The sequence below is a fragment of the Actinomadura geliboluensis genome (genome assembly GCF_005889745.1).
Lineage (GTDB): Bacteria > Actinomycetota > Actinomycetes > Streptosporangiales > Streptosporangiaceae > Spirillospora > Spirillospora geliboluensis.
In genome coordinates, this window is record NZ_VCKZ01000013.1 from 21,048 (window position 1) to 47,249 (window position 26,202).

A 26,202-nucleotide genomic window follows, 5' to 3' on the forward strand; every position below is an offset into this window, starting at 1 on the left:
TAGCCGGGTTACCACGCCCGAGTGGCGTCCTCTACTCTGTTAGCGAGTTTTCCTACATGTCAGGTAGGTCATGCCGATGGACTTCGATTGGACGATGGCGCTGGGCTCGTTCCTGGTCGCCATCATCGTCGGGCTCACCGGGATGGGCGGCGGCGCGCTGATGACGCCGATGCTCGTCACGTTCTTCGGCGTCAGCCCGCTCGCCGCCGTGTCCAGCGACCTCGTCGCCGCCGCCGTGATGAAACCGGTGGGCAGCGCCGTCCACTACCGGCAGGGCACGATCAACATGCGGCTGGTCGGCTGGCTGTGCGCGGGCTCGGTGCCCGCCGCGTTCTCCGGCGTGCTGCTGGCGAAGGCCCTCGGCCACGGCGACTCCGTCGAGGACCTGATCAGCAAGGCCATGGGCGTCGCGCTGATGATCGCGGCGATCGGGCTCGTGCTGCGCGCCTACCTGGCCCACCGGGGGCGCGCGGGCGGCGCCGGGGACGAGACCCCGGAGGTGACGGTCCGGCCCGTCCCGACCGTGCTGATCGGGATCGTCGGCGGCCTCGTCGTCGGCATCACCTCGGTCGGGTCCGGCTCGCTCATCATCGTCGCGCTGCTCGCCCTGTACCCGACGCTGAAGGCCAACCAGCTCGTCGGCACCGACCTGCTGCAGGCCGTCCCGCTGGTGTTCGCCGCCGCCATCGGCCACCTGCTGTTCGGCGACTTCCGCATGGAGGTCACCGCCGCCCTGCTCGTCGGCTCCATCCCCGGCGTCTACCTGGGCTCCAAGGTCTCCTCGCGCGCGCCGGGCGGGCTCATCCGCCGCGTGCTGGCGCTCGTCCTGGTCGCGTCCTCGCTGAAGATGTTCCGCGTCGGCGCCGTCCCCCTCGCCTGGACGATGGTCGTCCTCACCGCCGCGACGGTCGCCGCCTGGCTCGTCCTGCGGCGCCGCCCGTCCCCCGCCGCGGTCGCCGAACCGGCCGGCCTGACGCGGGCGGAGTCGCCCGCCGCCCGCTGAGCGCGACCGGTTCCGGACGCCGGTCCCCGGGGGGATGGCGCGAATCGGCGATGGGGCGGACCGGTGATCCATAGAATCGGCCCATCAGTCCTGTTCATCCCCCCGAGGAGGCCGTCCGTGCCGTCCCTGCCGGTCCGCCGCGCCGCGATCCCGATCGCGCTGGCGGCCCTACTCGCGCCACTGGGCGCCCCCGGCGCCCTCGCCGCGGCCCCGAGCGGCGTCGAACTCGAGGCCGTGGCCGAGAGCCTCACCGAGAACGGCGGGCTCTACATCGCCCCCGGCGTCCGGGACCTCAGTGACGACCAGCTCGACAAGCTGCGAGGCCCGCTGGAGCGCGCCCGCCTCCCGGTGTACATCGCGATCTTCCCGGCCGGGACGCTCCCTGAGCGGGCCACCGCCTACAACCGGCTGATCGTGGACATCTACCGGGAGGTGAAGCGCAAGGGCACCTACGCCGTCGTGGTCGGGCGGACCGTGCGCGCCTACTCGTGGAGCGTCTCGCCCGGCACGACCAGGAAGGCGTGGGCGGGGGCGAAGAAGAACGGCGGCGGCAGCCTGATCAACGAGCTCTCGCTGTTCGCGCGCAACGCCGGCACCGCGGCGCCCGGCGCGCCCGGCCCGGGGCCGGAGATCGGCGCGGAGAGCCCCGTCGCCACGCCGCCGCCCACACCCGACGAGAAGGCCGCGACCGACCCCGGCAACGCGTCGGTGCCCATCGACGAGGACGGCGGCACGCCCGTCGGCCTGATCGCGGGCGGCGCGGCGGCCGTGCTCGTCGCGGCCGGCGGCGCGGTCTTCCTGGTCCGCCGCAAGCGGCGGCCGGCGGTCGCCCCCGCGGGCGGGCCGCCGTCCGCCGCCGGCGGACCGGGCGGCCCGCCCGGCGCCCCGCCCGCGGCCGGTCCCGGTGCCGCCGCGCAGGGGCCGCACGTCCCGCCGGCGCAGGGGCCGCAGGTCCCGCCCGCGCCGGGTGCCGCGCCCCCGAACGGCCCGCGGCCCGGCGGCCCGGCGGGAGGCGGTCCCGCGACCGGCGACGACCGCCCGCCGACCGCCTGATGGTCGCTCTCGTCGCCCTGTGCGCGGTGGGGCTGGTCCTGTCGTTCATCATCGGATACGCCTGGGCGAGCCGTCCCCCGGGCGCGCGGGCGGCGCCGGCCGTGCAGCTGCGCGCGGCCCGCGAGCAGCTCGACGGGACGCTCGGCCCGGTCGCCTCCTTCGGCGTCTTCCTCGGCGCCGGCACGTTCGTGGTGACCGTGGTGTGCCTGCCCCTCGGCGAGCTGTTCCAGCGGCTCCTCCGGGCCCACGACGTCCCGATGTTCAACCTCGCGCAGCGCACCGTGCGGTCCGGCGCCTGGACGGACGCGATGAAGGTCCTCACCCAGTCGGGGAACGTGTGGCCGACCCGGTACGCCGGGCTGGCCGGGGCGATCGCCCTCACGATCGTCGCCGTCCGGAAGGGCCGCCGCGCGTGGGTGCCGATGCTGCTGATCGGCTCGGTCATCCTGGTGGAGCGCTTCCAGCAGACCGCGCTCGGCGCGCTCGTCGACCGGGGCCACCCGCCGACGACCCTCGGGACCTACCCGTCGGGCGGGTGCGCCCGGCTGATCTCCATCTACGGCGCGATCGTGCTGATCACGCTGTCGTACCTGCGGGCGGGCCCGCGGATGCGCGCCACCGCGTGGGGCCTGCTCGCCGCCTTCGCGTTCTGGGAGGGCTACACGCGCTGGTACCTCAGCAAGCACTGGATCACCGACGTGTACGGCGGCTGGATCTACGGCTACCTGCTGCTGGCCGTGGTCGTGTTCGCGAGCCGGTCGCTGCTCGCCGAGCCCGCGGACGGGTCCCCGTCCGCGGGCCGCGGGCGCGAGCCGGCTACGGCGGTGTCAGGCGGTTGAACTCCGGCATTTTGGCGATCTGCCGGAATGCCTGCGCGGAGGCGCCCGTGGCGTTCCACCTCGTGTCCCCCACGGGCGTCTTCGGCGACTCGAAGTACAGCAGGCCCTTCAGCCGGGGGTACTGCGGAAGCTGGCGCGGGACGGACGCGAAGAAGCGCCGGCTGAAGTCGGGGTCGTTCTTGCGGTTCACGGTGCCCCACTCGGCGAGCATCAGCGGCTTCTTCGGGAACCGCGCCGACGCCCACGTGTAGAACCCGGGCCAGTTCGGATAGTCCGGACGCCTCTTGTTGACCAGCGTCGCGAAGTCGCTCACCCACTTGTCCGCGTACAGGTCCGCGGCCACCCAGTCGATCACGTCGTCGCCCGGGTAGAGGTCGTTGAACCAGGGCTGCGACCCCCAGTTCGGGACCCCCATGTAGGCCATCACGGTCACCACGTTGTCGGCGCCGCCGGCCCGCAGCCGCTTGATCACGTGCCGGACCATGTCGCGGTAGTCGCGCGCGGTGTACCCCGAGCCGGGCTGCGGCCGGACCTCCTCCTCCGGCTCATGGTGGACGGCGAGGAAGAAGCGCTGCGGATGGACGTCGCGGATGCGGCGGGCGATGTCGTCGATGTGCTCGTCGACCGCCGGGTCCCCGGCGGCGACCTGCGCCCAGGTCCGGCCCATCTCCGGCTTCCAGTTGAGGAACAGCAGCCGGCGGCGGCCGCCCTCGCGGGCCATCGCGATCTGGCGGTCGGTCGGGAAGACCTCCCCGTCCCGGTGGTACATGTGCAGGACGTCGGCGGGCCGGCGGGTCTTGTCCTCGAAGTCGGTGAGGGCCCGTTCCGTCGACTTGCTCGTGAAGACGCCCGGCGCGACGCCCCACCACCGGCCGCACTCCGGGACCAGTTTGGCGGAGACCGCGCAGCCCGGCCCTTCCTCGGAGCCCCCGCCGGCCTGGACGCCGACCACGACGCCCGTGGCCAGAACGACCGCGCCGACCCCCGCACCGAGCGCCCAGCGGCCCCTTCTCGTCATGGCCATCTGAAGAAGACCCCCCTTGCACGTAAAGGCCAGGCGCCCACCGCACTCGGGCGGGCGCCTGGCCCTCTATCACTGCCGCGCTACAGGTCACACGAGGAATCGGCTGCCTTCGTGCGGTTCCGCGGCGAACGGAGCATCAGCCGACGAAGAGGCCGCGGCCCCGCCAGTCCGCCGTGCTGATCACCGTCGGGCTCCCGCTCGGGGCGCCGCCGGTGAACTTCACCGCGTTCAGCTTGCCGTCACTGGCGACGTAGTAGAGCTTACCGTCGGAGACGAACATCCCCTGGACGTTCGACCAGCCGGAGGACGCCGCGGTGTACTCGATGGCGCCGAGGATCCCGCTCTCCGGGGTGAAGTAGCGGTAGTACAGCGCCGAGCTCCCGGACCGGGTGTAGTACATCCGGCCGTTGTCGAAGAACATCCCGAGCGTGCGGCCGCCCGTCACCGAGCTGTAGAAGTCCGACTGGCGGCCCTTCCACGCCGGCTCGTCGGCGTCCCACTGCGCGTCGGCGTAGGGGTTGACGAACTGCTCCGCGCCGACGGCCGTGCCGTTGAACGTGCGCTTGTACAGCTTGCCGTCGGCCTTGGCGTACCAGAGGACGCCGTCGATCAGCATCGCGCCCCGCACGTCCGACCAGTTCATGCCGCCGGAGACGGACTCGGTGACCTCGGTGCCGACGGTCGTGCCGTCGAGCGTGCGCGAGACGAGCTTGTTGGGCTGCACGACCGACCCGGGCGCCGCGATGTACACCTTGCCCGGAAGCTGCTTGGTGGCGTCCTCGGGCAGCGTCGCGCCGCCCGCGAACGGGAAGAAGCCGATCTTCCCGCGGAACTTGTGCGACGCGGGCGGCAGGAAGTAGTTGGTGTCGCTGCCGACCCACAGGCCCTCGGAGGTCACCAGCAGGGACCACGCGCCGTCACCGCGCGGGTCGCGGCCCGGGTTCCAGGAGAGCGGGACGCCGTTGCGCGGGTCGAGGGCGGCCAGGCCGGGGCGGGTCACCGCGCCGGGGCCGGCGCTGTCGCGGCCGGTGGGGTTGTTGGACCAGCGGGGGTGCCCGCCGGCGAACACGGCCGCGCCGGAGACCGCGACCGAGTCGATCGTGTCGCCGCCCGTCCAGTTCGTCCACGCCGGCTTCACGTTCGAGCCGGTGTCGGCGGTGTCCCAGCGGGTGACGCTGTCGCACAGCTGGGACGTGCCGTACGGGCCGCCCGTCGAGCCGACCACGACGAACTTGCCGTCCGGCGACATCGCCATGTCGCGCACGTAGCTGTCGAAGACGGTGTTGCACGAGGTGGCGAACCCGTCGGTCTTCCAGTTCGCGTCGAGCGCATCGGAGGAGTCGCCGAGGTTCAGCCGGGCGAACTGCCGCCGCTCCTGGCCGCCGGCCGTGCGGAAGTTCCCGAGCGCGTACATCTTCGTGCCGTCGGGGGTGGCGGCGATCCGCCGGACGCGCGTGACTCCGCCGTTGTGCACGCCGGTGAACGGGACCACGCCGAACTTGGTCGACAGCCCGCCCGTGGTCGGGCTGAGGGCCGCGAGGCGGTTGCGCGCCACGCCCGCGACCGTGGTGAACTGCCCGGCGATGTACAGGCGGCCGTGCGCCTGCTCGATGTCGAAGACGGCGCCGCCCTTGATGCCTGGCGTCTTCCAGGTGCCGTCGGCGACCTCCTTGCCGGTGCCCACGTCGAGGCGGGCGAGCTTCGGCCGGGCCTTGCCGTTGACCGTGTTGAACTTGCCGCCGACGAGCACCGACTTGCCGTCGGCGCCCGGCGCGAGCGCGAGGACCTCGTCGTCGAGCTGCACCTTGAAGGCGGTGTCGAGGCGCTTGGTCGTCGCGTTGATCGCGAGCAGGTTCGTCACGGGGTAGGTCGTGTCGCCCTGCTTGACCGACTTGAACTTCCCACCCACGATGATCTTGTTGCCGACCTGGGTCATCGCGTAGACGACACCGGCCCAGCCGCCCTGGTTCGGTTCGATGTTCGGAGTTCCGCCGTAGGGCGTCTCGACGGGCATCTTCCCGGTGGTTAGCGCGGCACTGGCGGCCGGGACCTGGTGGCCCTCGGCGAACTGCGGGGCGGCCACGAGGCCGATCCCAGCCAATGCCGTCACCGCAACCGCTGCATCACGGCGCAGACGCGACACTTGAGCCTCCTCGGCGGGGAATCCTAGGAAGGAATGAAGTATTGACCAATGCGCCCATCGTGTCGCGGGCCGCGCCTCTTGAGGCGAGAGTTACCCGACTGATACTCATGGGGGGAGCCTGCGGTAGCTTAGCGGCGGGCCGTACCCGCCGCCAGACCACATCCGGACGCCGCGGTGCCGCCCGAACGGCCGGCCCCGCCCGCGCACAGGTGGTACTCCGGCGATGCCCGCGTGCGCGCTGTTTGTCTGAACCGTGCGCGCGCTCGCTATATAGTGACCGCGACGCCACGCCCCCCACCACACCCGGCGACTCCGGCGGCCAGCCCCGGCGGACCGGACAGTTCGCGCGGCGGCGGGGGCGGTGACCGCGAAGGGACTGAAGTGTCGTCTAGTCCAGCACCCTCCAAAGAGTTCGTCGACTACACCGGGTTGATACGGCGGCGCTGGGGGATCGTCGTGTGCTGCGCCGCGTTCGTCCTCGCCGGCGTCGCCGCGTACACGTTCACGCTGGCCAAGACCTACACCGCCGAGGCGCAGGTCCTCGTGGCGCCCACCGGGTTCGACGACGCCGCCCCGGCCGCCTCCAAAAGCAAGACCGACGTCAACCTCGACACCGAGGCCCAGGTGGCCAAGTCGCTCGAGGTCGCCAAGGAGGCCAAGCGGCTCCTCAAGTACGAGGACTCCGAGAACCACCTGCTGTCGCACGTCACCGTCTCGGTCCCCCCGAACTCGGGCGTCCTGACGATCGCCTACACCGACGACAACCCGCGGGGCGCGGCGAACGGCGCGAACCTCTTCGCGCAGGCGTACCTCAACCAGCGCACGGCGTCCGCGCAGGCGAACCTCGCCCGCCAGATGGACGTCATCAACAAGAAGATCGAGGAACTGAGCGAGAAGAACAAGGACCTCCTCGACCGGATCCCGCGCTACAGCGGCGCCACCCGCACCTACGCGCGCAGCCAGCAGCAGATCATCAGCCGCCAGATCACCGAGCTCACCGGGCGGCTGGGCTCCCTCAGCACCACCACCATCAACCCGGGCCGCATCATCAGCAACGCCGCCACGCCCTCGCAGCCGAGCGGCCCGAACGTGCCGCTCTTCCTCACCGGCGGCCTCATGGCCGGGCTGCTGGTCGGCCTCGGCGTCGGCGCGGTCCGCGACCGCCTCGACACGCGGCTGCGCAGCGCGGCGGACGTCGAGCGGATGCTCGACATGCCCGTCCTGCTGGAACTGCAGCCCGGCGCCAAGGGCGAACGGCTGGGGCTGTTGCCCGCCCGAAGTCGCAACGGGCAGGAAGTGCACGAGCTGAGCCACCAGCTCAACGCCGTGCTCGGGCACGGCAACCACGTGATCCTGGTGACGAGCGCCACCGACGGGCCCGGCGCGGGCCTGTCCGCCGCGAACCTCGCCGCGGCGCTCGCCCGCACCCAGTCGCGCGTGGTGCTCGTCTGCGCCGACCTGCACTCCCAGGAGTCGGCGCGCCTGACGGAGGCCCCGGGGAGCACCGGGCTCGCCGAGGTGCTGCTCGGCGTGCGCACGCTCCGCGACGCGATGGTCCGCTCCCCCGTCCAGAAGCGGCTGTGGGTCGTCCCGCCCGGTGTCGACACCGAACTCGCCTACGAGCTGCTCCAGACGCGGCAGATGGTCCACGTCATCGACCAGCTGCGCTCCAACACCGACTACGTCGTCATCGACGCGCCGTCCACCAGCAGCAGCGCCGACGCGCAGGCCATCGCCGAGGCCGCCGACACCGCGCTCGTGGTCGTCGAGGTCCCGGGTGCCAAGCGCAAGGACGTCGAGGAGTCGGTGCGCGCGCTCGACCGGATGAGCGTCGCAGTGCTCGGCACCCTCGTCGTCCCGGCCCAGCCGCGCTCCGACAGCGCCCATCCGCGGCGGGCGGCGGGCGCCGCGCGCCCGGCGCCCGGCGCCCGGCGCGCGCGGCCCGCTCCGCCCGGCAGGCCGGGCGGCGGGGCGCCCGGAGCGCCCGGCGGTCCCAAGCACGGCGGCCTGGACCTCGACGCCTTCGGGGACGGCCCCCCGGACCGCACCGTCGTCGACGTCCCCGGCGACCGTCCCGTCGCCGGGCCGCGGCGGACCGAGCAGCCCAAGCACGGCGAGGGAGAGGCCCCCGAGCACCGCGTCCCGACCAACGGCAACGAACCGGACTCGAGCAGCACGGCGGTGATCCCGCGCTTCGGCCGGCACGACGACCCCGACGAGTAGTCCGGCGCCACTGAGATGCCGTCCCCCTCCACCTCCGCCGCACCGCGAACCGCGCCGGAGGATCCGGTCCCCCCGTCGCGGAGCGACGAGCCGCTCCCGGTCCGCCTGCGCGACCTGCCGCGCACGACCTGGCCGCTGATCGCGCTGCTCGTCGGCTTCCCCGTGTGGTGGATCGTCGGCCTCGGCGTGTTCAGCTTCGTCATCTGCGCGGTGCCGATGGCGCTCATCCTCCTCAACCGCCGCCCGCTGCGGTTCCCGCCGGGCTTCGGGCTGTGGGTGCTCTTCCTGGTCTGGTACCTGGTCAGCCTCACCATGCTGAGCAAGAACCCGCCGGGCGCGTACGGCGAGTTCGGCCTCGGGCGGATCGTCTCGGTCCTGGTGCGGCTGGTCGTCTACGCCGCGTCCGCGGTCATCGCGCTGTACGTCGGGAACCTCAGCGAGCGGGAGCTGCCGCGGCTCGCGCTGCTGCGGATGCTCGCGGCGCTGTTCATCACCACCACGCTCGGCGGGCTGCTCGGCGTGGTGTTCCCGAACTTCCACGTCACCCCGCTGTTCGGCATGCTGCTGCCCGGGCGGGTGCGCGGCGACGCGTTCGTGCAGAACATCATCAACCCGACCGCGGCGCAGATCACCTGGGTCGGCTCGGTCAAGGCGGTGCGTCCCGAAGGCCCCTTCGAATGGGCCAACACCTGGGGCAACAACTACTCGATCCTGCTGATCTGGTTCGTCCTCGCCTGGTGGGTGTACGCCTCGCGCAAGCGCCGGATGCTGGGCGCGGGCATCCTCGTGCTGTCCATGGTCCCGGTGGTGTACGGGCTGAACCGCGGCCTGTGGATCGGGATCGGGATCAGCGCCGTCTACGTCCTCGTCCGGCTGGCGCTGCGGGGCCGGGTCATGGCGCTCGGCGTGGCGGCCGTCGCGCTGGTGTTCGGCGGCACCGTCTTCGCGATGTCGCCGCTGTACTCCCAGGTCCAGACCAGGCTCGACAACCCGCAGAGCAACGGCATCCGCGCCTACACGCGGGCCAAGACGATCGAGGCGACGTTCACCTCGCCCATCATCGGCTACGGCAACACGCGGTACGCGGTCGGCTCCGACAAGACGGTCGTCACCGGCAAGACGCAGGCGTGCCCGGAGTGCAAGCACCCGCCGCTCGGCTCCGACGGCCAGCTGTGGCTGCTGCTGATCTCGCAGGGCTTCGTCGGGGCGGGCCTGTACATCATGTTCTTCCTCAACGCGATCCGGCGGTACTGGCGGGACACCTCTCCGATCGCCACGGGCGGCGTGCTGACGATGCTGCTCGTGCTCTTCTACATGACCATCTACGACGGGCTCTACACCCCGATGCCGCTCTACCTGCTGTCGTTCGCGGTGATGTGGCGCAACGGCATCGACCTGAGCCCGCCGCGCGTGGAGCCGGTCGCCGTGCGCGCCCGGCGGGCCCGCGACAAGACGCTCTCCGCCGCCCGCACCCGGCGGCTGCTGGAGACGAAGACGCGCCGGGCCGCGCTGGCCACGCGGACGAACGGCACGCCCATCAGGATCGGAGAGGGACAACGTGAGCGACACGGCGGACCGGCTGACGGCCCTGCGTGAGACGACCCGGCTGCTGTGGCCCGAACCCGCGCGCGTCACCGACGGCCGCGGCGACCGGCTCCTCGCACCCGACGCCCGCCGGCCCCGGATCCTGCTTCCCGCCGACCGCGCGGCCGCCGTCGGGGCGCTGCGCGCCTACGGCCGGGTGGAGTCGCGGGCGGCGCGGCTGGTGACGGCCGGGCTGATCTGGTCGCTGCGCGGCGGGCTCGGACGGGCGGTGCTGCGCCGCGGCGTGCGGGTGGACGTCCCCGAGGGGGCCGAGACCGTGGAGACGTACCTGAGCGAGGCCCTGGGCCGTCCGGTGTGCGCCGCCCTGTACGCGCGGCCCGCCGGACGCGCCAACGACAAGCCGGTCTTGCAGGCCCTCTCCCCCGGATCGGCCGGGCCCCCGGTCGCGTTCGTCAAGGTGGGCGTGAACGAGCTGACCGGGCGGCTCGTCCAGGCCGAGGCGGCGGCGCTGGCGCAACTGCCGCGCGCTGCGGGCGGTGTTGTCCGTGCGCCTGAGGTGCTGCACTCGGGGTCGTGGCGGGGGCTGGACATCCTGGCGCTGACGCCGCTGCCGACCTGGGAGCAGGGCCGCCCGATCACCGCGGAACTGCTGGCCGCCGCGCTGCGCGAGATCGCCGAAGCGGCCGGGACGCGGCGCATCCGCCTGGCGTCCTCCCCCTACTGGACGGCGCTCAACGACCGCGTCGCCGCCCTGCCGGGCGAACCGGCCGGCCGGCTGCGCGCGGCGCTCGCGGCGATCGGCGAGCGCCACGGGGACGCCGAGCTCGTCTTCGGTTCCTGGCACGGCGACTTCACGCCGTGGAACACCGGCGGCTCGGACGGCGGCCTCCTGGTGTGGGACTGGGAGAGGTTCACCACCGGCGTCCCCGTGGGCTTCGACGCGCTGCACCACCGCCTCCAGCGCACCGTCTCCGACCCGGCGGCCGACCCGGCGCGGGCTGCGGCCGACTGCGTGCGCGACGCGGCCGGCGCCCTGGCCCCGTTCACCGCCGCGCCCGCGCTGGCCGAACCCGCGCACGCCGCGCTCGTCGCGCGGCTGTACCTCGCCGAACTCGCCGCGCGCTATCTCGCCGACCGGCAGGCCGAGGCGGGCGCCCGCCTCGGCGACGTCGGCGCATGGCTCCTCCCCGCCCTCGCCGAGGGCGTGCACGAAACGAAGGAAGCGAATGGCTGACAAGCACCAGGCGGCGCGTCCCCCCGGGCACAAGCGGCTGGCCCAGGCCGCCGCCGTCACCGCGGGCAAGGCCACCCACCGCGCCCGCATGCTGCCCGGATTCCTCATCGTCGGCGGGCAGCGCTGCGGCACGACGTCGATGTACCGGACGCTCAGCCAGCACCCGGCGCTACTCAAGGCCCTGTGGCACAAGGGCGTCCACTACTTCGACACGGGCTACGACAAGGGCCTCGCCTGGTACCAGGGGCACTTCCCGCTGCGCACGACGGCCGCGCGGGTCGAGCACCGGCACGGGGTGAAGCCGCTGGCGTTCGAGTCGTCGCCGTACTACGGGTTCCACCCGCTGGCGGGCGAGCGGATCGCCGCCGACCTGCCGGACGTCAAGCTGCTGATGCTCGTGCGCGACCCGGTGGAGCGGGCCTACTCGGCGCACTCCCACGAGCTGGGGCGCGGGTTCGAGACCGAGCCCTTCGAGCGGGCGATCGAGCTGGAGGAGGAGCGGCTGGCGGGCGAGGCCGAGCGGCTCGCGGCCGACCCGGCCGCGACCAGCCACGCCTACCAGCACAACGCCTACCTCGCGCGGAGCCGCTACATCGAGCAGATCGAGCGGCTGGAGGGGCTGGTGGGCCGCGACCGCCTCCTCGTCGTGGACAGCCACGAGTTCTTCACCGAGCCGGAGACCGTGTACAAGGGCGTCCTGGACTTCCTCGGCGTCCCGCCGCTCGGCTCCCCGGTGTTCGAGCGGCACAACGCGCGCAGCCGCTCGCCGCTGCCGGACGGGCTCCACGCGCGGCTCGGCGAGTACTTCCGCCCGTACGACGAGCGGCTGGCGGAGTGGCTCGGCCGCACCCCGTCCTGGCGCCGATGAGCGCGCCCGCGACCGGCGCGGCCGACCCCGCCGCGACCGGCGGCGCGAAGGACGGCGCGGCGGGCGGCGCGGGCCCCGGCTCGAAGGGCTCGGACGTCGGCTCCCTCGCCCGCGGCGGCGCCCTGAACATCGTGGGCGCCGTGGTCTCGGCGGTGGCCCAGCTCGTCGTCGTCGCCGTCATCACCAACGCGTTCTCCCAGGACGAGGCGGGCGTCTTCTTCGCCGCGACGTCGGCGTTCCTGCTGTTCGGCGCGGTCGCCGAGCTCGGCACCCAGACGAGCCTGGTGTACTTCATCGCCCGGTTCCGCTCGCGCGGCCGCACCGAGCGGATCGGTCCGCTCGTCCGGCTGGCGCTGCGGCCGATGGTGCTGTGCTCCGCGGTCCTCGGCGCCGTGCTGTTCGCGGCGGCGCCGTGGGTGGCCGAGGTGATGGTGCACGGCGACCCGGGGGACGGCGCGACCTACCTGCGGGTGCTGGCGGTGTTCCTGCCGGTGATGAACCTGTCGGCGGGGGCGCTGGCCGCGACCCAGGGGTTCCGGCGGATGCGGCCGTCGGTGCTCGTGGAGAACATCGGCCGCCCGCTGGTGCAGCTCGCCGCGGTCGGCGCGGTGGCGGTCGCCGGAGCGTCCGGGCTCATCGCCGTCGCCTGGGTCGGGCCGTACCTGCCCGCCGCCGTGCTGGCCGTGCTCGCGATGCTCGGGCTGGTCCGGCGCACGGCGCCGGACGCCGGCACCGCCCCGGACGTCCCGCCCGACCTCGGCCGCCGGTTCTGGCGCTACTCGCTGCCGCGCGGGCTCGCGGGCATCACCCAGATCCTGCTGCAGCGCATGGACATCCTGTTGGTCGCGGCGATGCTCGGCGCGCGGGACGCGGCGATCTACACCGCGGCGTCCCGGCTGCGCGTCGTCGGGCAGCTCGCCAACCGGGCCATCTCGCAGGCGGTCCAGCCGCAGCTGTCGGAGGTGCTCGCGCACGACGACCGGCGCTCGGCCAACACCCTCTACCAGACCGCCACGAGCTGGCTGATGCTGGCGAACTGGCCGCTGTTCCTGCTCTCGGCGCTGTTCGCCGAGCAGCTGCTGCGGATGTTCGGGAGCGGCTACCACACCGGCGCCTCGGTGATCGTGGTGCTGGCGGCCGCGATGCTGGTCAGCGCGGGGACGGGCATGGTCGAGGTCGTCCTGATGATGGCGGGCAAGACCACCTGGAACCTCGTGAACATCGTGCTCGCGCTCGGTGTGAACGTCTGCGTCAGCGTCCTGCTCATCCCGCACATCGGGATCGTCGGGGCCGCGCTCGGCGGGGCCGCCGCGCTGCTGACCCGCAACGTCATCCCGCTGCTGCAGCTGCGCCTGAAGCTGGGCCTGCACCCGTTCGGCCGGGGCTCGCTGGCGGCCGCGGCGCTGACCGGCGTCTGCTTCGGCGCGGTACCGCTCGCCGTGCGGCTGGCGGCGGGCGACGGGCTGCCCCAGCTCGCCGCCGCCGCGGCGGTCGGCACCGTCGGGTACGTCGCGGGCTGCTACCTGCTGCGCCGCCCGCTGAACCTGGACGAGGCCGCGCGCTCCATCCTGCGCCGCGGCCGACCGCGCCGCTGACCGGCGGGGGCGCGCCGGCTAGGCGCGCCCCCGGCCGCGGTTCAGCGGCGGTACCGGTCCAGCGCGCAGCCGGTGAGGAACCGCGCCGCGAACGGCAGGTCGTGCAGGATGTACCGGCTGAACAGGCGGCGGGGCTCACCCGCCAGCCGGTGCAGCCACTCCAGGCCGGCGCGCTGCATCCAGCCCGGGGCCCGTTCGAGCTCGCCGGCCGCGAACGGGATCGCCGCGCCGCATCCGACGAACCACGCGCCCGGCAGCGCGGGCCGCAGCGCGGTGATGAGCCGGTCCTGGCGGGGGAACCCGAGGCCGACGAACACCAGGTCGGGCTTGAGCGCCGCGAGGTCCGCGGCGATCCGGTCGACCTCGCGCTCGTCCCGGTCGAAGCCCATCGGCGGCGCGGACGCCCCCGCGACGCGCAGCCCCGGATACCGCTCGGCGAGGACGGCGCCGGCGCGTTCGGGGACGCCGGGCGCGCCCCCGCCGAGCAGGTAGACCGACCGGCCGTCGCGCGCCATCGCCTCGCTCAGCGTCCAGATGAGGGACGCCCCGGTGACGCGGGCGGGCAGCGGGCGGCGGGCGAGCCGCGCGCCCCACAGGATCGGCGTGCCGTCGGCGACGACGAGGTCGGCGCCGGTGACGAGCGAGCGCGCCTCCCCGTCCCGCCGCGCCAGCCGCATGATGTCGATGTTCGGCGTCACCAGGTGGCCGCCCGCGCCGCGCGCCACGTCGGCGGCGACGCGCTCGACCACCTGCGCCTCGGTGAGCGCGTCGAACGGGACGCCGCGCAGCACCACGCGCGCCGCGCCGCCCGCCGCGGCGTGGCCCGTCATATGCCGTGCCCGCGCGAGTGCAGGGTCCGCAGCACCCGCTCGTCGGAGACGAGCCCGGTGGCGACCGCCAGCGCGAACGGCACGCGGCGCTCCCGCCAGTTGGCGCGCAGCGCCCGCCGCGACCAGCTCAGCGCCTCCCGCCGGCGGCCCAGCCCCGCGTTCCAGAACGCGATCTGGCCGTAGACGCGGGCGGAGCCGACCGGGTCCGCGGCCAGTTCCGGATGGTGCCGCAGCATCCAGCGCAGCCCCTCGATCTTGGTGTCGTACTCGCCGGCGAACAGCGACGTCCGCCCCCACAGCACCTTCACCAGCGGGCGGTCGACGTTCACGATCGGGTGCCGCCGGGCGGCGCGCAGCGCGAAGTCCCAGTCCTCGTTCTGGCCGGCCGGGATGGTCTCGTCCACCAGCCCGATCCCGTCGGGCGCGGTCAGCGCCGCGCGGCGCGCCAGGTACGTGGACGAGTGGACCATCACCATCCGGGACCGCACGAGGTCGGCGTGCGTCACCTCCGCGGCGCCCGCGAGGCGCGCGTTGCCGCCGCCGCGGAACTCCACGAGGATGCCGCAGCTCGCCAGCACCGCGTCCGGGCGGGCGGCGAGCGCGGCCGTCTGCGCGGTCAGCTTCTCCGGCAGCCACTGGTCGTCGTCGTCGCAGAACGCCACCAGCTCGGTGTCGAGCGCGAGGATGCCGGTGTTGCGCGCCCCCGCCAGCCCCGGCGTGCGGTCGTTGGCGAGGACGGTGACGCGGCCGTCCGCGCCGGGCACGTCCGCGAGCGACGGGTCGGGCTCGGCGCGGTCGAACACGACCGCGATCCGCAGCTCGCCCGGGTAGTCCTGGGCCAGGACGGCGTCCAGCGCCGCACGCAGCAGCTCCGGACGGTTGTGCGTGGGGATCACCACGCCGACGGACGGATGCCCGTCGCGCTCCGACGTCATGCGTCGCCTCCGAGGTAGCTGTAGTGGCGCAGTAGCGGCAGGGTCATCGCGGTGACCCTGCGCTGGTCGGCGGCCGGCAGCGCGGTCCGCCACCGGTCGTCGGACCGGATCTCGATCTGCCCGGTGCGGAAGCGCATCGGGTTGCCCGACGCCGTGTGGTTGGCGGTCAGCTCCGCGCGCCCGTCGCCGACGAAGGCGAGGGCGTCGGCGACGGCGGGGAGCCCCGCGAACCGGGCGATGTCGCGCAGCCGCGCGCGCGGCTCGGCGACGAAGTCCTCGTAGCGCATCCGCCGCACCCGCACGCCGCGCCGGGCGAGGAGCTGGAAGGCGCCGTTCTCGGCGTTCCAGTGGACGGCGGTGCGGGGCGGCGACCACTGCGTCATGTACTCGTCGCCGCCGGCGTCGGCCTCCGGGCGCCGCACCTGGCGCGTCCACGAGTAGGCCACGCCGCGGCTGTCCCGGACGACGTGCAGCACGCGCAGGTCGACGCGGCCGGCGCGGGCCGCCCAGCGCAGGCAGAACGCCAGTGACGCCTGCTTGCTGGAGTCGATCAGCACCGCCGCGCCGGACTCGGCGGCCACGGCGCGGTACAGCCGCAGGTAGTGGTCGACGTACTCGGCCACGAGCGGCGACCGGTCGGCCGGGAGCCGGTCGCGGGCGAGCATCGGGATGTGGCGGGTGCGGTCCACCTCGGCGCGCAGCTCGGCGAACCGGTCGAGGTCGACCGCGTCCCAGCCGCCGAACGCGGCCTCCCCGACGCGCCGCCAGAACGGGCACTCGCCGAACGGGACGCCGCAGCCGCAGCGCTCCCCCGCGTGGGCGCCGCGCTCCCACAGGTGGATGACCTCGCCGAGCGCCATCGCACCGGGCAGCTCGCCGAGCAGCCGCTCGACCAGCGTCGTGCCGCTGCGGCCGAGGCCCCCGAGGAACAGGACGCGGGGCCGGTCCGCCCCGGCCGCCGGCCCGGGGGCGGGCTCAGCGGACACGTCCGCACTCCGGTGGGGGGACACGCGTCATTCGGTTCGACCTCGCGGGCGTTCGGGGGGTGGGTGTTCGGGAGCCCATTGTCCCGCACCGCGGCGGGCGGTGCGGGCGGGTCCGGACTACTTCGCCCCGATGATCATGCCGGCCGCGACCGTGTTGTTGGTGGCCTCGTCGATCAGGATGAAGCCGCCGGTGAGGCGGTTGCGGCTGTAGTCGTCCACGAACAGCGGCTGCGTGACGCGCAGCGACACCCGGCCGATCTCGTTCAGGCCGAGCGCGGCCGCCTCCTCGTCGCGGTGCAGGGTGTTGACGTCCAGCCGGTAGTGCAGGTCCTTCACCATGGTCTTCGCGGTGCGGGTCGTGTGCTTGATGACCAGCTTGGAGCGCGGCGTGAGGGTGCGGTCCGGGGTCATCCAGCAGACCATCGCGTCGATGTCCTGCGCGACCTCCGGCCGGTTGTTCGGCCGCGCGATCATGTCGCCGCGGGAGATGTCGATCTCGTCGGCGAGGCGCAGCGTCACCGACATCGGCGCGAACGCCTGCTCCACCGGGCCGCGCGGCCCGTCGATGCGGGTGATCGTCGTGGTCAGCCCGGACGGCAGGTGCACGACCTCGTCGCCCGGCTTCAGCACGCCGCCCGCGACCTGGCCCGCGTAGCCGCGGTAGTCGTGCAGGTCCGGGTCCGTGGAGGCGTGCGGCCGGATCACGTACTGCACCGGGAACCGCACGTCGATCAGGTTGCGGTCGGAGGCGATGTGCACGTGCTCCAGGTGGTGCAGCAGCGACGACCCCTCGTACCAGGGCATGTTGCCGCTGCGCTCGACGACGTTGTCGCCGTGCAGCGCCGAGATCGGCACGAACGTCAGGTCGGTCACGTCCAGCTTGGACGCGAACGCGGTGAACTCGTCCACGATGCGCTCGTACACGCCGCGGTCGTAGTCGACGAGGTCCATCTTGTTGACCGCCACGACCAGGTGCGGGACCTGCAGCAGCGTCGTCAGGAACGCGTGCCGGCGCGACTGCTCCAGGATGCCCTTGCGGGCGTCCACCAGGATGATCGCGAGGTCGGCGGTCGACGCGCCCGTCACCATGTTCCGGGTGTACTGGATGTGCCCCGGCGTGTCCGCGATGATGAACTTGCGGCGCGGCGTCGCGAAGTAGCGGTACGCCACGTCGATCGTGATGCCCTGCTCCCGCTCGGCGCGCAGGCCGTCGGTCAGCAGCGCGAGGTTGGTGTACTCCTCGCCCCGCTCGGTGCTCGTGCGCTCCACCGACTCCAGCTGGTCCTCGAAGATCGACTTGGAGTCGAACAGCAGCCGCCCGATCAGCGTCGACTTGCCGTCGTCGACGCTGCCGGCGGTGGCGAACCGCAGCAGGTCCATCGGCTTGCCCGCGGGCTCCTCGTTGCCGGCCATCAGAAGTAGCCCTCCTTCTTGCGGTCCTCCATCGCGGCCTCACTGGTCCGGTCGTCGGCGCGGGTCTGCCCGCGCTCGGTGATCCGGGTCGCCGCGATCTCCTCGATCACCTCGTCCAGCGTCGCCGCCGACGACTTCACCGCGCCCGTGCAGGACGCGTCGCCGACCGTCCGGTACCGGACCGTCGCCTCGAACTCCGGCTCGTCGTCGCCGCGGTTCGCGAAGCCCGTCTCGGCGTCCAGCAGCAGCCCGTCGCGCTCGAACACGCGCCGGGTGTGCGCGAAGTAGATCGAGGGGAGGGCGATCTCCTCCCGGCGGACGTAGTCCCAGATGTCGAGCTCCGTCCAGTTCGACAGCGGGAACACCCGGACGTGCTCGCCCTGCTCGATCCTGGCGTTGAACAGGTTCCACAGCTCCGGGCGCTGGTTCTTCGGGTCCCACTGGCCGAACTCGTCGCGGAACGACACTACCCGCTCCTTGGCGCGGGCCTTCTCCTCGTCGCGCCGCGCCCCGCCGAACGCCGCGTCGAACCGGTGCTCCTCGATCGCGTCCAGCAGCGGCACGATCTGCAACCGGTTCCGGGACGCCCGGCGCCCCTTCTGCTCGGCCACCCGGCCGCTGTCGATCGCGTCCTGCACCGACGCCACCACCAGCCGCACGCCGAGCTCGGCCACCCGCCGGTCGCGGAACTCGATCACCTCGGGGAAGTTGTGCCCGGTGTCGACGTGCATCACCGGGAACGGGATCGGCGCCGGCCAGAACGCCTTCTCGGCCAGGCGCAGCATCACCAGGCTGTCCTTGCCGCCCGAGAACAGCAGCACGGGCCGCTCGAACTCGGCCGCCACCTCCCGGAAGATGTGGATCGACTCGGCTTCAAGGACGTCCAACTGGGACAGCAGGTAATCGGAACGCTGCATGGTCTAGGGCTCTCTCCACGCTGATCTGGCAGATGCAACCGGTCGCGGCGGCGGGACGGGACGTCCCGCCGGGTCGAACGCCGGCCCGCGGCGGATCAGTCCCGCCGGGCCGGACGAGCTCGGCGGGCGTCAGCCCGGCCCGGCACCGGCGGCCGCCGCGATGCCGGTCAGCAGCATCGACGCCGACGCGGGGTGGCACACCAGGATATCCGGCAGCCGGGGATCCTCCCGGTTGTACTCCAGCGGCGAGCCGTCGACCCGGGACGCGTGCGCGCCCGCGCCGAGCGCCACCGCCGCCGGCGCCGCCGAGTCCCACTCGTACTGGCCGCCCGCGTGCACGTACGCGTCGACCTCGCCGAGCAGCACCGCGGAGATCTTCGCCCCCGCCGAACCGATCGGCACCAGCTCCACGTTCACGTCGATCCGCTCGGCGAGCTGCCGCACGAACTCCGGGGGGCGCGTGCGGCTCACCGCGATGCGGAGCTTGCCCGCGTCCGGCGCCGGGACGTGCAGCGGCACCTCGCGCGGCTGCGCCCGCACCGGACCGGCCGTCACCGGGTCGGGGGCGCCCGCGTCCGTCCGGACGAGCGCGGCACCGCCCGTCGCGTCCGTGCGCAGCGTCAGGCCCTGCGCCGGCAGCGCCACCGCGCCGGCGGCGAGCCGGCCGCGGCCCGCGGCGTCGCGCTCCCACAGCGCCACGTGGACCGCCCAGTCGCGGCGGCCCTCCTCGGAGAACTCCCGGGTGCCGTCCAGCGGGTCGACGATCCACACCCGCGCGGCGGTGCGCCGCTCGTCGGCCGAGGTGTTGCGGGTCGGGGCGCGGTCATCGCCCTTCGACCGCTTCCCCGCGACGGAGGAGCGCCCCTCCTCGGACAGGACGGCGTCGCCGGGACAGCGCTCGGCCAGCGCCGCCATGAGGTACTCGTGCGCCCGCAGGTCGCCGGTGTCCTTCAGGACCCGCGCGTCCGCGAAACCGACCTCGTCACGCACACCGAGCAGCAGCCGCCCCGCCGCGCCGGCGAGCTCCGCGGCCAGCGCGTGGTCGTCCACATCCGTCATCCGCTGATCACATTCCCGACTCGCACGGTCTGTTCGGTCTACTTTCTCATGCCTACCCGACCCGCCTCGATGCCCGGTCCCGGTCAGCGGGGTCAGCCGGTTCCGGCCGGCGGGGTCAGTAGGCGCCGGAGCCCCGGAACACCGCGTTCCAGGTCTTCCACATGATCTGCAGATCGAGCGCCAGCGACCAGTTGTCGACGTAGCGCAGGTCGAGCCGGACCGACTCCTCCCACGTCAGGTCGGAACGGCCGCTCACCTGCCACAGGCCCGTCAGCCCCGGCTTCACCACCAGCCGCCGGTACACGTCGCCGCCGTACTGGGCGACCTCCTCCGGCAGCGGCGGGCGCGGCCCCACCAGCGACATCTCGCCGCGCAGCACGTTGAACAGCTGCGGCAGCTCGTCCAGCGAGTAGCGGCGCAGCCAGCGCCCCACCCGGGTGATCCGCGGATCCTCCCGCATCTTGAACAGGACCCCGTCGTTCTCGTTGGCGGGCAGCAGCTCCACCCGCCGCGCCTCCGCGTCCTGCACCATCGTGCGGAACTTCAGCACGGTGAACTCCCGGCCGCCGCGCCCGACCCGCGTCTGCCGGAACAGCACCGGGCCGCGGTCCCCGTCGAACTTGATCAGCAGCGCGACCAGCGCCAGCAGCGGGCTCAGCAGCACGATCCCGCTGAGCGCCGCGACCCGGTCGAACAGGCCCTTGAAGAGCTTGCGGCCGCCGTCCAGCTCCGGGTGCTCCACGTGCAGCAGCGGCAGCCCCGACACCGGGCGGATCGAGATCCGCGGGCCGGTGACGTCCATCAGCGCCGGCGCCACCACCAGCTCGATGTCGTCGCGCTCGATCTGCCACGCCAGCCGGCGCAGCGCCACCCCGTCCATCTCCGGACACGCCAGCACCGCCACCGAGTCGGCGCCGATCCGCTCGGCGGCCGCCGCCGCCTGCGAGAAGTCGCCCAGCACCGGGACGTCCTCGACCTCGGCGACCGCGTCGTCACCGGACGCCAGCGCCGGCGGGAGGCACACGCCCACGATGTCCATGCCGTGGTACCGCTTCGTGCGCAGCAGCCGGATCAGGTCGGACACCGACGTCCGGTGCCCCACCGCGACCACGCGCCGCATGCACTCGCCGTTCCAGCGCTTCTTGTGCAGCCACTTGCGGAGGCGGTAGCGCGCCACGAGCGCCAGGAACGTCCCTAGAGGCAGCGCCATCACCACGTAACCGCGCGCCACCTCGGTCTTCGTGGCGTACGCGACGATCGCCACCGACGCCGTCAGGACGAACCCGGCCCGCAGGACCCGGTGGAACTCCTCGTAGCCGACGCCGATGTACCGCGGCTGGTAGGCCCGGCACAGGACCAGGATCGGGATCCACAGCAGCGGAAGCACGACGGTCAGCGCCACGTACGGCGCGTTCGGCTCCGTCGGCGCTCCCGGGAACCGCAGCACGAACGCGATGACGCCGGCCATCAGCATGCTGAGGAAGTCGAGGCACCGGGCGACCCGGCGGTACGACCCGCTCCAGTTCTGCGACTGCGCAGATCTCTGCTCATGGCGGATCGATGACTCGGCCTGGACCTTGTCAACGACGGCCATAAACCACTCACCAATCTCCTGTAACGCGCGCCCCCATCAGCGCGGTTCACCTCGAAGACGGCCGAACACCGCATCAGGTTCACATGCAACGCGAACCTCGTGCGAGCAGCATCTTACGGCGGTTTGCCATGGTCACTGGGGGAACGCCGCCATCGACTCAGCGGGATCGCCGAACCGTAACGAACACCGACAAAAAGACCATCACGACGGCAGGTGCGGCCGCCGTCCCGCCACACCCGTGGCCGGAACCGGTCAACCCGCGTGGAACACGTTCTGGGCCGCCTCCAGCCCGTCCGACAGCAGCGCCTCCACCGCGTCGGCCGCCCGGTCCACCTCCAGGTCGAGGCTCTTGCGCTCGGCCGCGGAGAAGTCCTTCAGCACGAACGCCGCCGCGTCCATCCGCCCCGGCGGCCGGCCCACCCCGAACCGCACCCGCAGGTACTCCCGCGTCCCGAGCGACCGCGTCACCGACCGCAGCCCGTTGTGACCATTGTCACCGCCGCCGCGCTTCAACCGCACCGCCCCGAACGGGATGTCCAGTTCGTCATGGACGACGACCACCCGCTCCTCCGGCACCTTGAAGAAGTCCCGCAGCCCCTTCACCGGCCCGCCCGACTCGTTCATGAACGACCGCGGCTTCGCCAGCACCGCGCGGCTCCCCGCGAGCCGGCCCTCCAGCACGTCCGCCCGCGACCGGTGCGACTTGAACCGCCCCCCGGCCCGCGCCGCGAGCACGTCCAGCACCATGAAACCCGCGTTGTGCCGGTTCCCCGCATACGACGGCCCCGGATTGCCCAGCCCCACGACCAGCCAGAGATCCGTGCTCACCCGAACTCCTCACCGACGCGCGCGACCCCCGCCGGTGCACACACCCGCGGGGGCCGCGAAAGAACCCTGCGGCCGCACGGCCGCGCCTGCGCTACTCGCTGGCGGGCTCGCCCTCGCCCTCGGCGCCGCCCTCGGCCGCGGCCTCCTCGGCGCCCGCCGCCGGCTCCGGCGACGTCGCCGCCGTCGCGTCGACGATCTGCAGGATCAGCGTCTCCTCGTCCGCCGCCAGCGTCGTGCCCGACGGCAGCTTCAGGTCCTTCGCCAGCACCTGCGAGTCGACGCCCAGGCCGGAGATGTCCAGGTCGACCGACTCCGGAATGTGGGTCGCCTCCGTCTCCACGGAGATCTCCACGACCGTCTGCGCCACCTGGCCGCCCGCGACCACGTCACCGATGACGTTCACCGGCAGGTCGACGACGACCTTCTCGCCGCGCTTCACCAGCAGCAGGTCGACGTGCTCCAGGAACCCCTTGACCGGGTCGCGCTGCACGTCCTTCGGCAGCGCCAGCTCCGAGCCGTTGCCGAGCCCCTCGATGGTCAGCAGCACGTTCGGGGTCTTGAGCGCCAGCATCAGGGCGTGACCCGGCAGCGAGATGTGCTGCGGGTCGGTGCCGTGACCATAGAGGACGGCGGGCACCTTGCCGGCCCGGCGGGTGCGCCGCGCGGCACCCTTACCGAACTCGGTGCGCGGCTCGGCGGCAATGCGTACCTCGGACACGGCGAAAACTCCTCGTTGTTGCGATCCACGGCCGTCCGGCACTGGACGTCCGCTACGGACAGAGCGAATCAGGCGATGCTCGATGCGTCAGGCGCCTCGAAGATTCTTTGCGTTCCCCGGGGAGTGCGGCCCCTGAACCGGCACCGCACTGAACGACCCGAGACATGCGCGATTCAAAGAGTCTAGCCGATCGCAGAAGGACTATTGGCCCACGGGGACGACTGTGCTGGTCCAGGGCGGCGCCCCCCCTGGACCAACAGGGTCCCAGGGGGGCGCCCCTGGGAATCAGCTGTGTCCGCCGAAGAGGCTTGTCACCGAGCCGTCGCTGAAGACCTCGTTGATGGCGCGGGCGACCAGGGGGGCGATCGGCAGGATGGTCAGTTTGTCGAACTGCTTCTCCTCCGGGATCGGCAGCGTGTTCGTCAGCACGACCTCGGAGATGCGCGAGTTCTTCAACCGGTCCACGGCCGGGCCGGACAGGACGCCGTGCGTGGCGGCGACGACGACCTTCGCGGCGCCCTGCTCGAACAGGGCGTCCGCCGCCTTCACGATCGTCCCGCCGGTGTCGATCATGTCGTCGACGACGACGCAGACGCGGCCCTTGACCTCGCCGACGACGTCGAAGACCTTCACCTCGTTGGCGACGGCCGGGTCGCGCTTCTTGTGGATGATCGCCATCGGCACGCCGCCGAGCCGGTCCGACCAGCGCTCGGTCACCCGGACGCGGCCCGCGTCCGGCGCCACCACCGTCACCTGCGAGGTGTCCAGGCGGCTCTCGAAGTGCCGGGCCAGCAGGTCCAGCGCGAACAGGTGGTCGACCGGGCCGTCGAAGAAGCCCTGGATCTGCGCCGTGTGCAGGTCCACGGTGATCAGCCGGTCGGCGCCCGCCGTCTTGAACAGGTCGGCCATCAGCCGCGCCGAGATCGGCTCCCGGCCGCGGTGCTTCTTGTCCTGCCGCGCGTACCCGAAGAACGGCGCCACGACGGTGATCCGCTTGGCGGACGCGCGCTTCAGCGCGTCCACCATGATCAGCTGCTCCATGATCCACTGATTGATGGGAGCCGTGTGGCTCTGGATCACGAAGGCGTCCGACCCGCGGACCGACTCCAGGAACCGCACGAACGTCTCGCCGTTGGCGAAGTCATACGCGGACGTCGGTGTGAGCTCGATGTGGAGGTTGTCGGCGACTTCCTTGGCCAGGTCCGGGTGGGCTCGGCCGGTGAAGAGCATCAGCTTCTTCTGACCGCTCGCTTTGATCCCACTCACCTCTGACAACTCCCCCTCAATGGAACTGTGCCTTACATGTGGGTTGTTGTCCCCACTCCCCGCGCACCACAAGACTCCGGCTCACGGGTTGCTCTGTTGTCACGGAAGACACCGGTGTCCTCCACATCCCCGCCGGGCGGCGGGAAAGCATCTCGCGCGCGGGACGCGGCGCTACGGCGCGCCCTCGTCCTCGCTCTTCGCCCGCCGGGCCGCGTCCGCGGCCGGCGTGCCCGGCCGGCGGCGCTCGACCCAGCCCTCGACGTTGCGCTGCCGCGCCCGCGCGACCGCCATCGCCCCGGGCGGGACGTCCTGGACGATCACGGACCCGGCCGCGGTGTAGGCGCCGTCGCCCACCGCCACCGGGGCGACGATCATGTTGTCGCTGCCGATCTTCACGTGCGAACCGATGACGCTGCGGTGCTTCTCGACGCCGTCGTAGTTGACGAACACCGAGCTCGCGCCGATGTTGGAGCCCTCGCCGATCTCGGCGTCGCCCACGTAGGTCAGATGCGGCACCTTCGTGCCCTCGCCGATGTCGGCGTTCTTGGTCTCGACGTACGTGCCGACCTTGGCCTTGCGGGCCAGCCGCGTCCCCGGCCGCAGGTAGGCGTAGGGCCCGACGGACGCCTCCGGCCCGATCTCCGCCTCCACGCACACGGCGTTGACGACGGTGGCGCCCTCGCCGACCGTCGTGTCGGTCAGCGTGCAGCCCGGCCCGACCCGGGCGCCCTCGCCCAGGTGCGTCGTGCCGTGCAGCTGCGTGCCCGGGTGGATCTCGGCGTCCGGCTCGGCGGTCACGCCCACGTCGATCCAGGTGGACGCCGGGTCGATGATCGTGACCCCGGCCCGCATGTGCGCTTCGAGGACGCGGTCGTTCAGCTGCCGGCGCGCCTGCGCGAGCTGGACCCGGTCGTTCACGCCCTGGGTCTCCACCCAGTCGGGGGCCAGGTGCGCGCCGGCCCGGTGGCCGTCCGCGCGCACGATCGCCACGACGTCGGTGAGGTACTCCTCGCCGCCCGCGTTGTCGGTGGTCACCCGCTTCAGCGCGTCCGCGAGCAGGGCCCCGTCGAAGGCGTACATGCCGACGTTGATCTCGCTGATGGCCCGCTGGGCCTCGGTGGCGTCCTTGTGCTCGACGATCGCCTCGACGCCGCCGTCCGCGGCCCGGACCATCCGCCCGTACCCGGTGGCGTCCGGCATCTCGGTGGTCAGGACGGTGGCGGCGTTGCCCTCGCTCTCGTGCGTCCGGACGAGCGCCTGCAGCGTCTCGCCCCGCAGCAGCGGGTGGTCGCCGTTCGTGACGACGACGGTGCCGTTCAGCGCGCCGGTCTGCTCCAGCGCCATGCGCACCGCGTGGCCCGTCCCGCCCTGGTGGTCCTGGACGACGGGCTCGGCGTCCGGCGCGTGGACGGCGAGGTGCTCGACGACCTGCTCGCGCCGGTGCCCGACGACCACGACGAGCCGCTCGGGCTCCAGCTGCCGCGCGGCGGCGAGCACATGCCCGAGCATGCTGCGTCCGCACAGCTCGTGCAGGACCTTCGACTGACGGGACTTCATGCGGGTGCCCTCGCCCGCGGCGAGAACGATGACGGCGGCCGGTCGGCTCGCAGCGCTCACAAGGAGGCTCCTCGGCATCGCGGACGGGATCGGTCTCGGACGCGCCCACCTGCGAGTTCACGACACGGCAGGCCGGAACGCACCCGACACGGGCAGGATACCGCCCACTCGCGACCTGTCACCCCGCCGCCCGCCTCGGGGCGGCTACCTGGGACATCTCAGACAGCTCCGGCGCAAGGACTCGAACCTTGTCTAAGGGCACCAAAAACCCTTGTGCTGCCAATTACACCACGCCGGAATAAAGCGGACGGCCCGGACAAGGTCGCGCACCGACCGGGCCCAACGATACCGACACCCGCCCAGCGAAACCCACCTCATTCCCCGGCGGCGACCTCCGGGCCGTCCGCGGACCTGCGGCCATGCTGATCGATTCGTCGTGATCTGTGTAGAACGTCCGTCTTGGAGCATGACACTCCCCAGTTGCCCGACCAGGGCCACGGCGCCGGCGGGGACGCCCGCCTCCGCGAAGGCCCGTCCACCGGGGGCGTCTCGGGGTTTCCCCGCGGCGCGGG

21 protein-coding genes and 1 tRNA gene are annotated in these 26,202 nt (G+C 72.9%); 8 read left to right on the top strand and 14 right to left on the bottom strand.

Features of this window, described 5'->3' with window-relative positions; translation table 11 throughout:
* Positions 1-76: 76 nt before the first annotated feature.
* From ETD96_RS03820 to ETD96_RS03830, 3 genes are all read left to right on the top strand, one after another.
* Complete coding sequence (locus ETD96_RS03820) at positions 77-1,003, top strand: sulfite exporter TauE/SafE family protein (RefSeq protein WP_240807177.1); 927 nt, start codon at positions 77-79, stop codon at positions 1,001-1,003.
* Positions 1,004-1,120: 117 nt separating this feature from the next.
* Entirely contained in the window at positions 1,121-2,056 is a 936-nt protein-coding gene (locus tag ETD96_RS45715; protein WP_205719099.1) for a hypothetical protein, read from the top strand.
* A complete protein-coding gene (locus ETD96_RS03830; RefSeq protein ID WP_138634102.1) occupies positions 2,056-2,895 on the top strand; it encodes a phosphatase PAP2 family protein in 840 nt (279 codons plus the stop codon). Before ETD96_RS45715 ends, ETD96_RS03830 begins: the two co-directional genes overlap by 1 nt.
* Here ETD96_RS03830 and ETD96_RS03835 read toward each other — a convergent pair.
* Together ETD96_RS03835 and ETD96_RS03840 are read right to left on the bottom strand one after the other, a co-directional pair.
* A complete protein-coding gene (locus ETD96_RS03835) occupies positions 2,873-3,913 on the bottom strand; it encodes a glycoside hydrolase family 26 protein (RefSeq protein WP_138634105.1) in 1,041 nt (346 codons plus the stop codon). The genes ETD96_RS03830 and ETD96_RS03835 overlap by 23 nt on opposite strands.
* A 142-nt stretch (positions 3,914-4,055) precedes the next feature.
* Entirely contained in the window at positions 4,056-6,029 is a 1,974-nt protein-coding gene (locus ETD96_RS03840) for a hypothetical protein (protein WP_138634108.1), read from the bottom strand.
* Between the two features lie 414 nt (positions 6,030-6,443).
* Between ETD96_RS03840 and ETD96_RS03845 the strand changes: the two genes are divergently transcribed.
* Genes ETD96_RS03845 through ETD96_RS03865 form a run of 5 tightly spaced genes read left to right on the top strand, consistent with a single transcriptional unit; the run spans position 6,444 to position 13,527 of the window.
* Complete coding sequence (locus tag ETD96_RS03845; RefSeq protein ID WP_171068844.1) at positions 6,444-8,285, top strand: Wzz/FepE/Etk N-terminal domain-containing protein; 1,842 nt, start codon at positions 6,444-6,446, stop codon at positions 8,283-8,285.
* Between the two features lie 15 nt (positions 8,286-8,300).
* Complete coding sequence (locus ETD96_RS03850) at positions 8,301-9,881, top strand: O-antigen ligase family protein (protein ID WP_205719100.1); 1,581 nt, start codon at positions 8,301-8,303, stop codon at positions 9,879-9,881.
* Positions 9,844-11,064 (top strand): phosphotransferase, encoded by a 1,221-nt coding sequence (locus ETD96_RS03855; protein WP_138634114.1) that lies wholly within the window; start codon positions 9,844-9,846, stop codon positions 11,062-11,064. The genes ETD96_RS03850 and ETD96_RS03855 overlap by 38 nt, the downstream gene beginning before the upstream one ends.
* A complete protein-coding gene (locus ETD96_RS03860) occupies positions 11,057-11,932 on the top strand; it encodes a sulfotransferase family protein (protein WP_138634116.1) in 876 nt (291 codons plus the stop codon). Before ETD96_RS03855 ends, ETD96_RS03860 begins: the two co-directional genes overlap by 8 nt.
* The gene (locus tag ETD96_RS03865; RefSeq protein WP_138634119.1) at positions 11,929-13,527 is read left to right on the top strand and encodes an oligosaccharide flippase family protein; all 1,599 of its coding nucleotides are present in this window, start codon (positions 11,929-11,931) and stop codon (positions 13,525-13,527) included. The genes ETD96_RS03860 and ETD96_RS03865 overlap by 4 nt, the downstream gene beginning before the upstream one ends.
* A 41-nt stretch (positions 13,528-13,568) precedes the next feature.
* On the opposite strand, the gene ETD96_RS03870 is transcribed toward ETD96_RS03865, so the two are convergent.
* The 12 genes from ETD96_RS03870 to ETD96_RS03925 form a co-directional block, all read right to left on the bottom strand.
* Positions 13,569-14,357, bottom strand: coding sequence for a WecB/TagA/CpsF family glycosyltransferase (locus tag ETD96_RS03870; RefSeq protein ID WP_138634122.1), 789 nt, complete (start codon positions 14,355-14,357; stop codon positions 13,569-13,571).
* Positions 14,354-15,292 (bottom strand): glycosyltransferase family 2 protein, encoded by a 939-nt coding sequence (locus ETD96_RS03875; protein ID WP_138634125.1) that lies wholly within the window; start codon positions 15,290-15,292, stop codon positions 14,354-14,356. The genes ETD96_RS03870 and ETD96_RS03875 overlap by 4 nt, the downstream gene beginning before the upstream one ends.
* Entirely contained in the window at positions 15,289-16,278 is a 990-nt protein-coding gene (locus ETD96_RS03880; protein WP_240807178.1) for a sulfotransferase, read from the bottom strand. The genes ETD96_RS03875 and ETD96_RS03880 overlap by 4 nt, the downstream gene beginning before the upstream one ends.
* 117 nt (positions 16,279-16,395) lie before the next feature.
* Positions 16,396-17,658 (bottom strand): sulfate adenylyltransferase subunit 1, encoded by a 1,263-nt coding sequence (locus tag ETD96_RS03885; protein ID WP_138634158.1) that lies wholly within the window; start codon positions 17,656-17,658, stop codon positions 16,396-16,398.
* A 32-nt stretch (positions 17,659-17,690) separates the two neighbouring features.
* Entirely contained in the window at positions 17,691-18,608 is a 918-nt protein-coding gene (gene cysD / locus ETD96_RS03890; protein ID WP_138634128.1) for a sulfate adenylyltransferase subunit CysD, read from the bottom strand.
* Positions 18,609-18,737: 129 nt separating this feature from the next.
* Positions 18,738-19,667, bottom strand: coding sequence for an inositol monophosphatase family protein (locus ETD96_RS03895; protein WP_138634131.1), 930 nt, complete (start codon positions 19,665-19,667; stop codon positions 18,738-18,740).
* Positions 19,668-19,782: 115 nt separating this feature from the next.
* The gene (locus ETD96_RS03900) at positions 19,783-21,261 is read right to left on the bottom strand and encodes a sugar transferase (protein ID WP_138634134.1); all 1,479 of its coding nucleotides are present in this window, start codon (positions 21,259-21,261) and stop codon (positions 19,783-19,785) included.
* Between the two features lie 252 nt (positions 21,262-21,513).
* Complete coding sequence (pth, locus tag ETD96_RS03905; RefSeq protein WP_138634137.1) at positions 21,514-22,089, bottom strand: aminoacyl-tRNA hydrolase; 576 nt, start codon at positions 22,087-22,089, stop codon at positions 21,514-21,516.
* A 91-nt stretch (positions 22,090-22,180) separates the two neighbouring features.
* Positions 22,181-22,807 (bottom strand): 50S ribosomal protein L25/general stress protein Ctc, encoded by a 627-nt coding sequence (locus ETD96_RS03910; protein ID WP_138634140.1) that lies wholly within the window; start codon positions 22,805-22,807, stop codon positions 22,181-22,183.
* A 285-nt stretch (positions 22,808-23,092) separates the two neighbouring features.
* Positions 23,093-24,073, bottom strand: coding sequence for a ribose-phosphate diphosphokinase (locus ETD96_RS03915; protein ID WP_138634143.1), 981 nt, complete (start codon positions 24,071-24,073; stop codon positions 23,093-23,095).
* Between the two features lie 171 nt (positions 24,074-24,244).
* The gene (gene glmU / locus ETD96_RS03920; RefSeq protein ID WP_274704587.1) at positions 24,245-25,690 is read right to left on the bottom strand and encodes a bifunctional UDP-N-acetylglucosamine diphosphorylase/glucosamine-1-phosphate N-acetyltransferase GlmU; all 1,446 of its coding nucleotides are present in this window, start codon (positions 25,688-25,690) and stop codon (positions 24,245-24,247) included.
* 166 nt (positions 25,691-25,856) lie between these two features.
* Positions 25,857-25,928 (bottom strand) — tRNA-Gln (locus ETD96_RS03925).
* Between the last annotated feature and the right edge of the window lie 274 nt (positions 25,929-26,202).

Bases quoted from the DNA above. Each gene is read 5' to 3' on its own strand.
- ETD96_RS03820 (WP_240807177.1), top strand. From the start codon at position 77: ATGGACTTCGATTGGACGATGGCGCTGGGCTCGTTCCTGGTCGCCATC.
- ETD96_RS03830 (WP_138634102.1), top strand. From the start codon at position 2,056: ATGGTCGCTCTCGTCGCCCTGTGCGCGGTGGGGCTGGTCCTGTCGTTC.
- ETD96_RS03835 (WP_138634105.1), bottom strand. From the start codon at position 3,913: ATGACGAGAAGGGGCCGCTGGGCGCTCGGTGCGGGGGTCGGCGCGGTC.
- ETD96_RS03850 (WP_205719100.1), top strand. From the start codon at position 8,301: ATGCCGTCCCCCTCCACCTCCGCCGCACCGCGAACCGCGCCGGAGGAT.
- ETD96_RS03860 (WP_138634116.1), top strand. From the start codon at position 11,057: ATGGCTGACAAGCACCAGGCGGCGCGTCCCCCCGGGCACAAGCGGCTG.
- ETD96_RS03865 (WP_138634119.1), top strand. From the start codon at position 11,929: ATGAGCGCGCCCGCGACCGGCGCGGCCGACCCCGCCGCGACCGGCGGC.
- ETD96_RS03870 (WP_138634122.1), bottom strand. From the start codon at position 14,357: ATGACGGGCCACGCCGCGGCGGGCGGCGCGGCGCGCGTGGTGCTGCGC.
- ETD96_RS03875 (WP_138634125.1), bottom strand. From the start codon at position 15,292: ATGACGTCGGAGCGCGACGGGCATCCGTCCGTCGGCGTGGTGATCCCC.
- ETD96_RS03885 (WP_138634158.1), bottom strand. From the start codon at position 17,658: ATGGACCTGCTGCGGTTCGCCACCGCCGGCAGCGTCGACGACGGCAAG.
- cysD (WP_138634128.1), bottom strand. From the start codon at position 18,608: ATGCAGCGTTCCGATTACCTGCTGTCCCAGTTGGACGTCCTTGAAGCC.
- ETD96_RS03895 (WP_138634131.1), bottom strand. From the start codon at position 19,667: ATGACGGATGTGGACGACCACGCGCTGGCCGCGGAGCTCGCCGGCGCG.
- ETD96_RS03900 (WP_138634134.1), bottom strand. From the start codon at position 21,261: ATGGCCGTCGTTGACAAGGTCCAGGCCGAGTCATCGATCCGCCATGAG.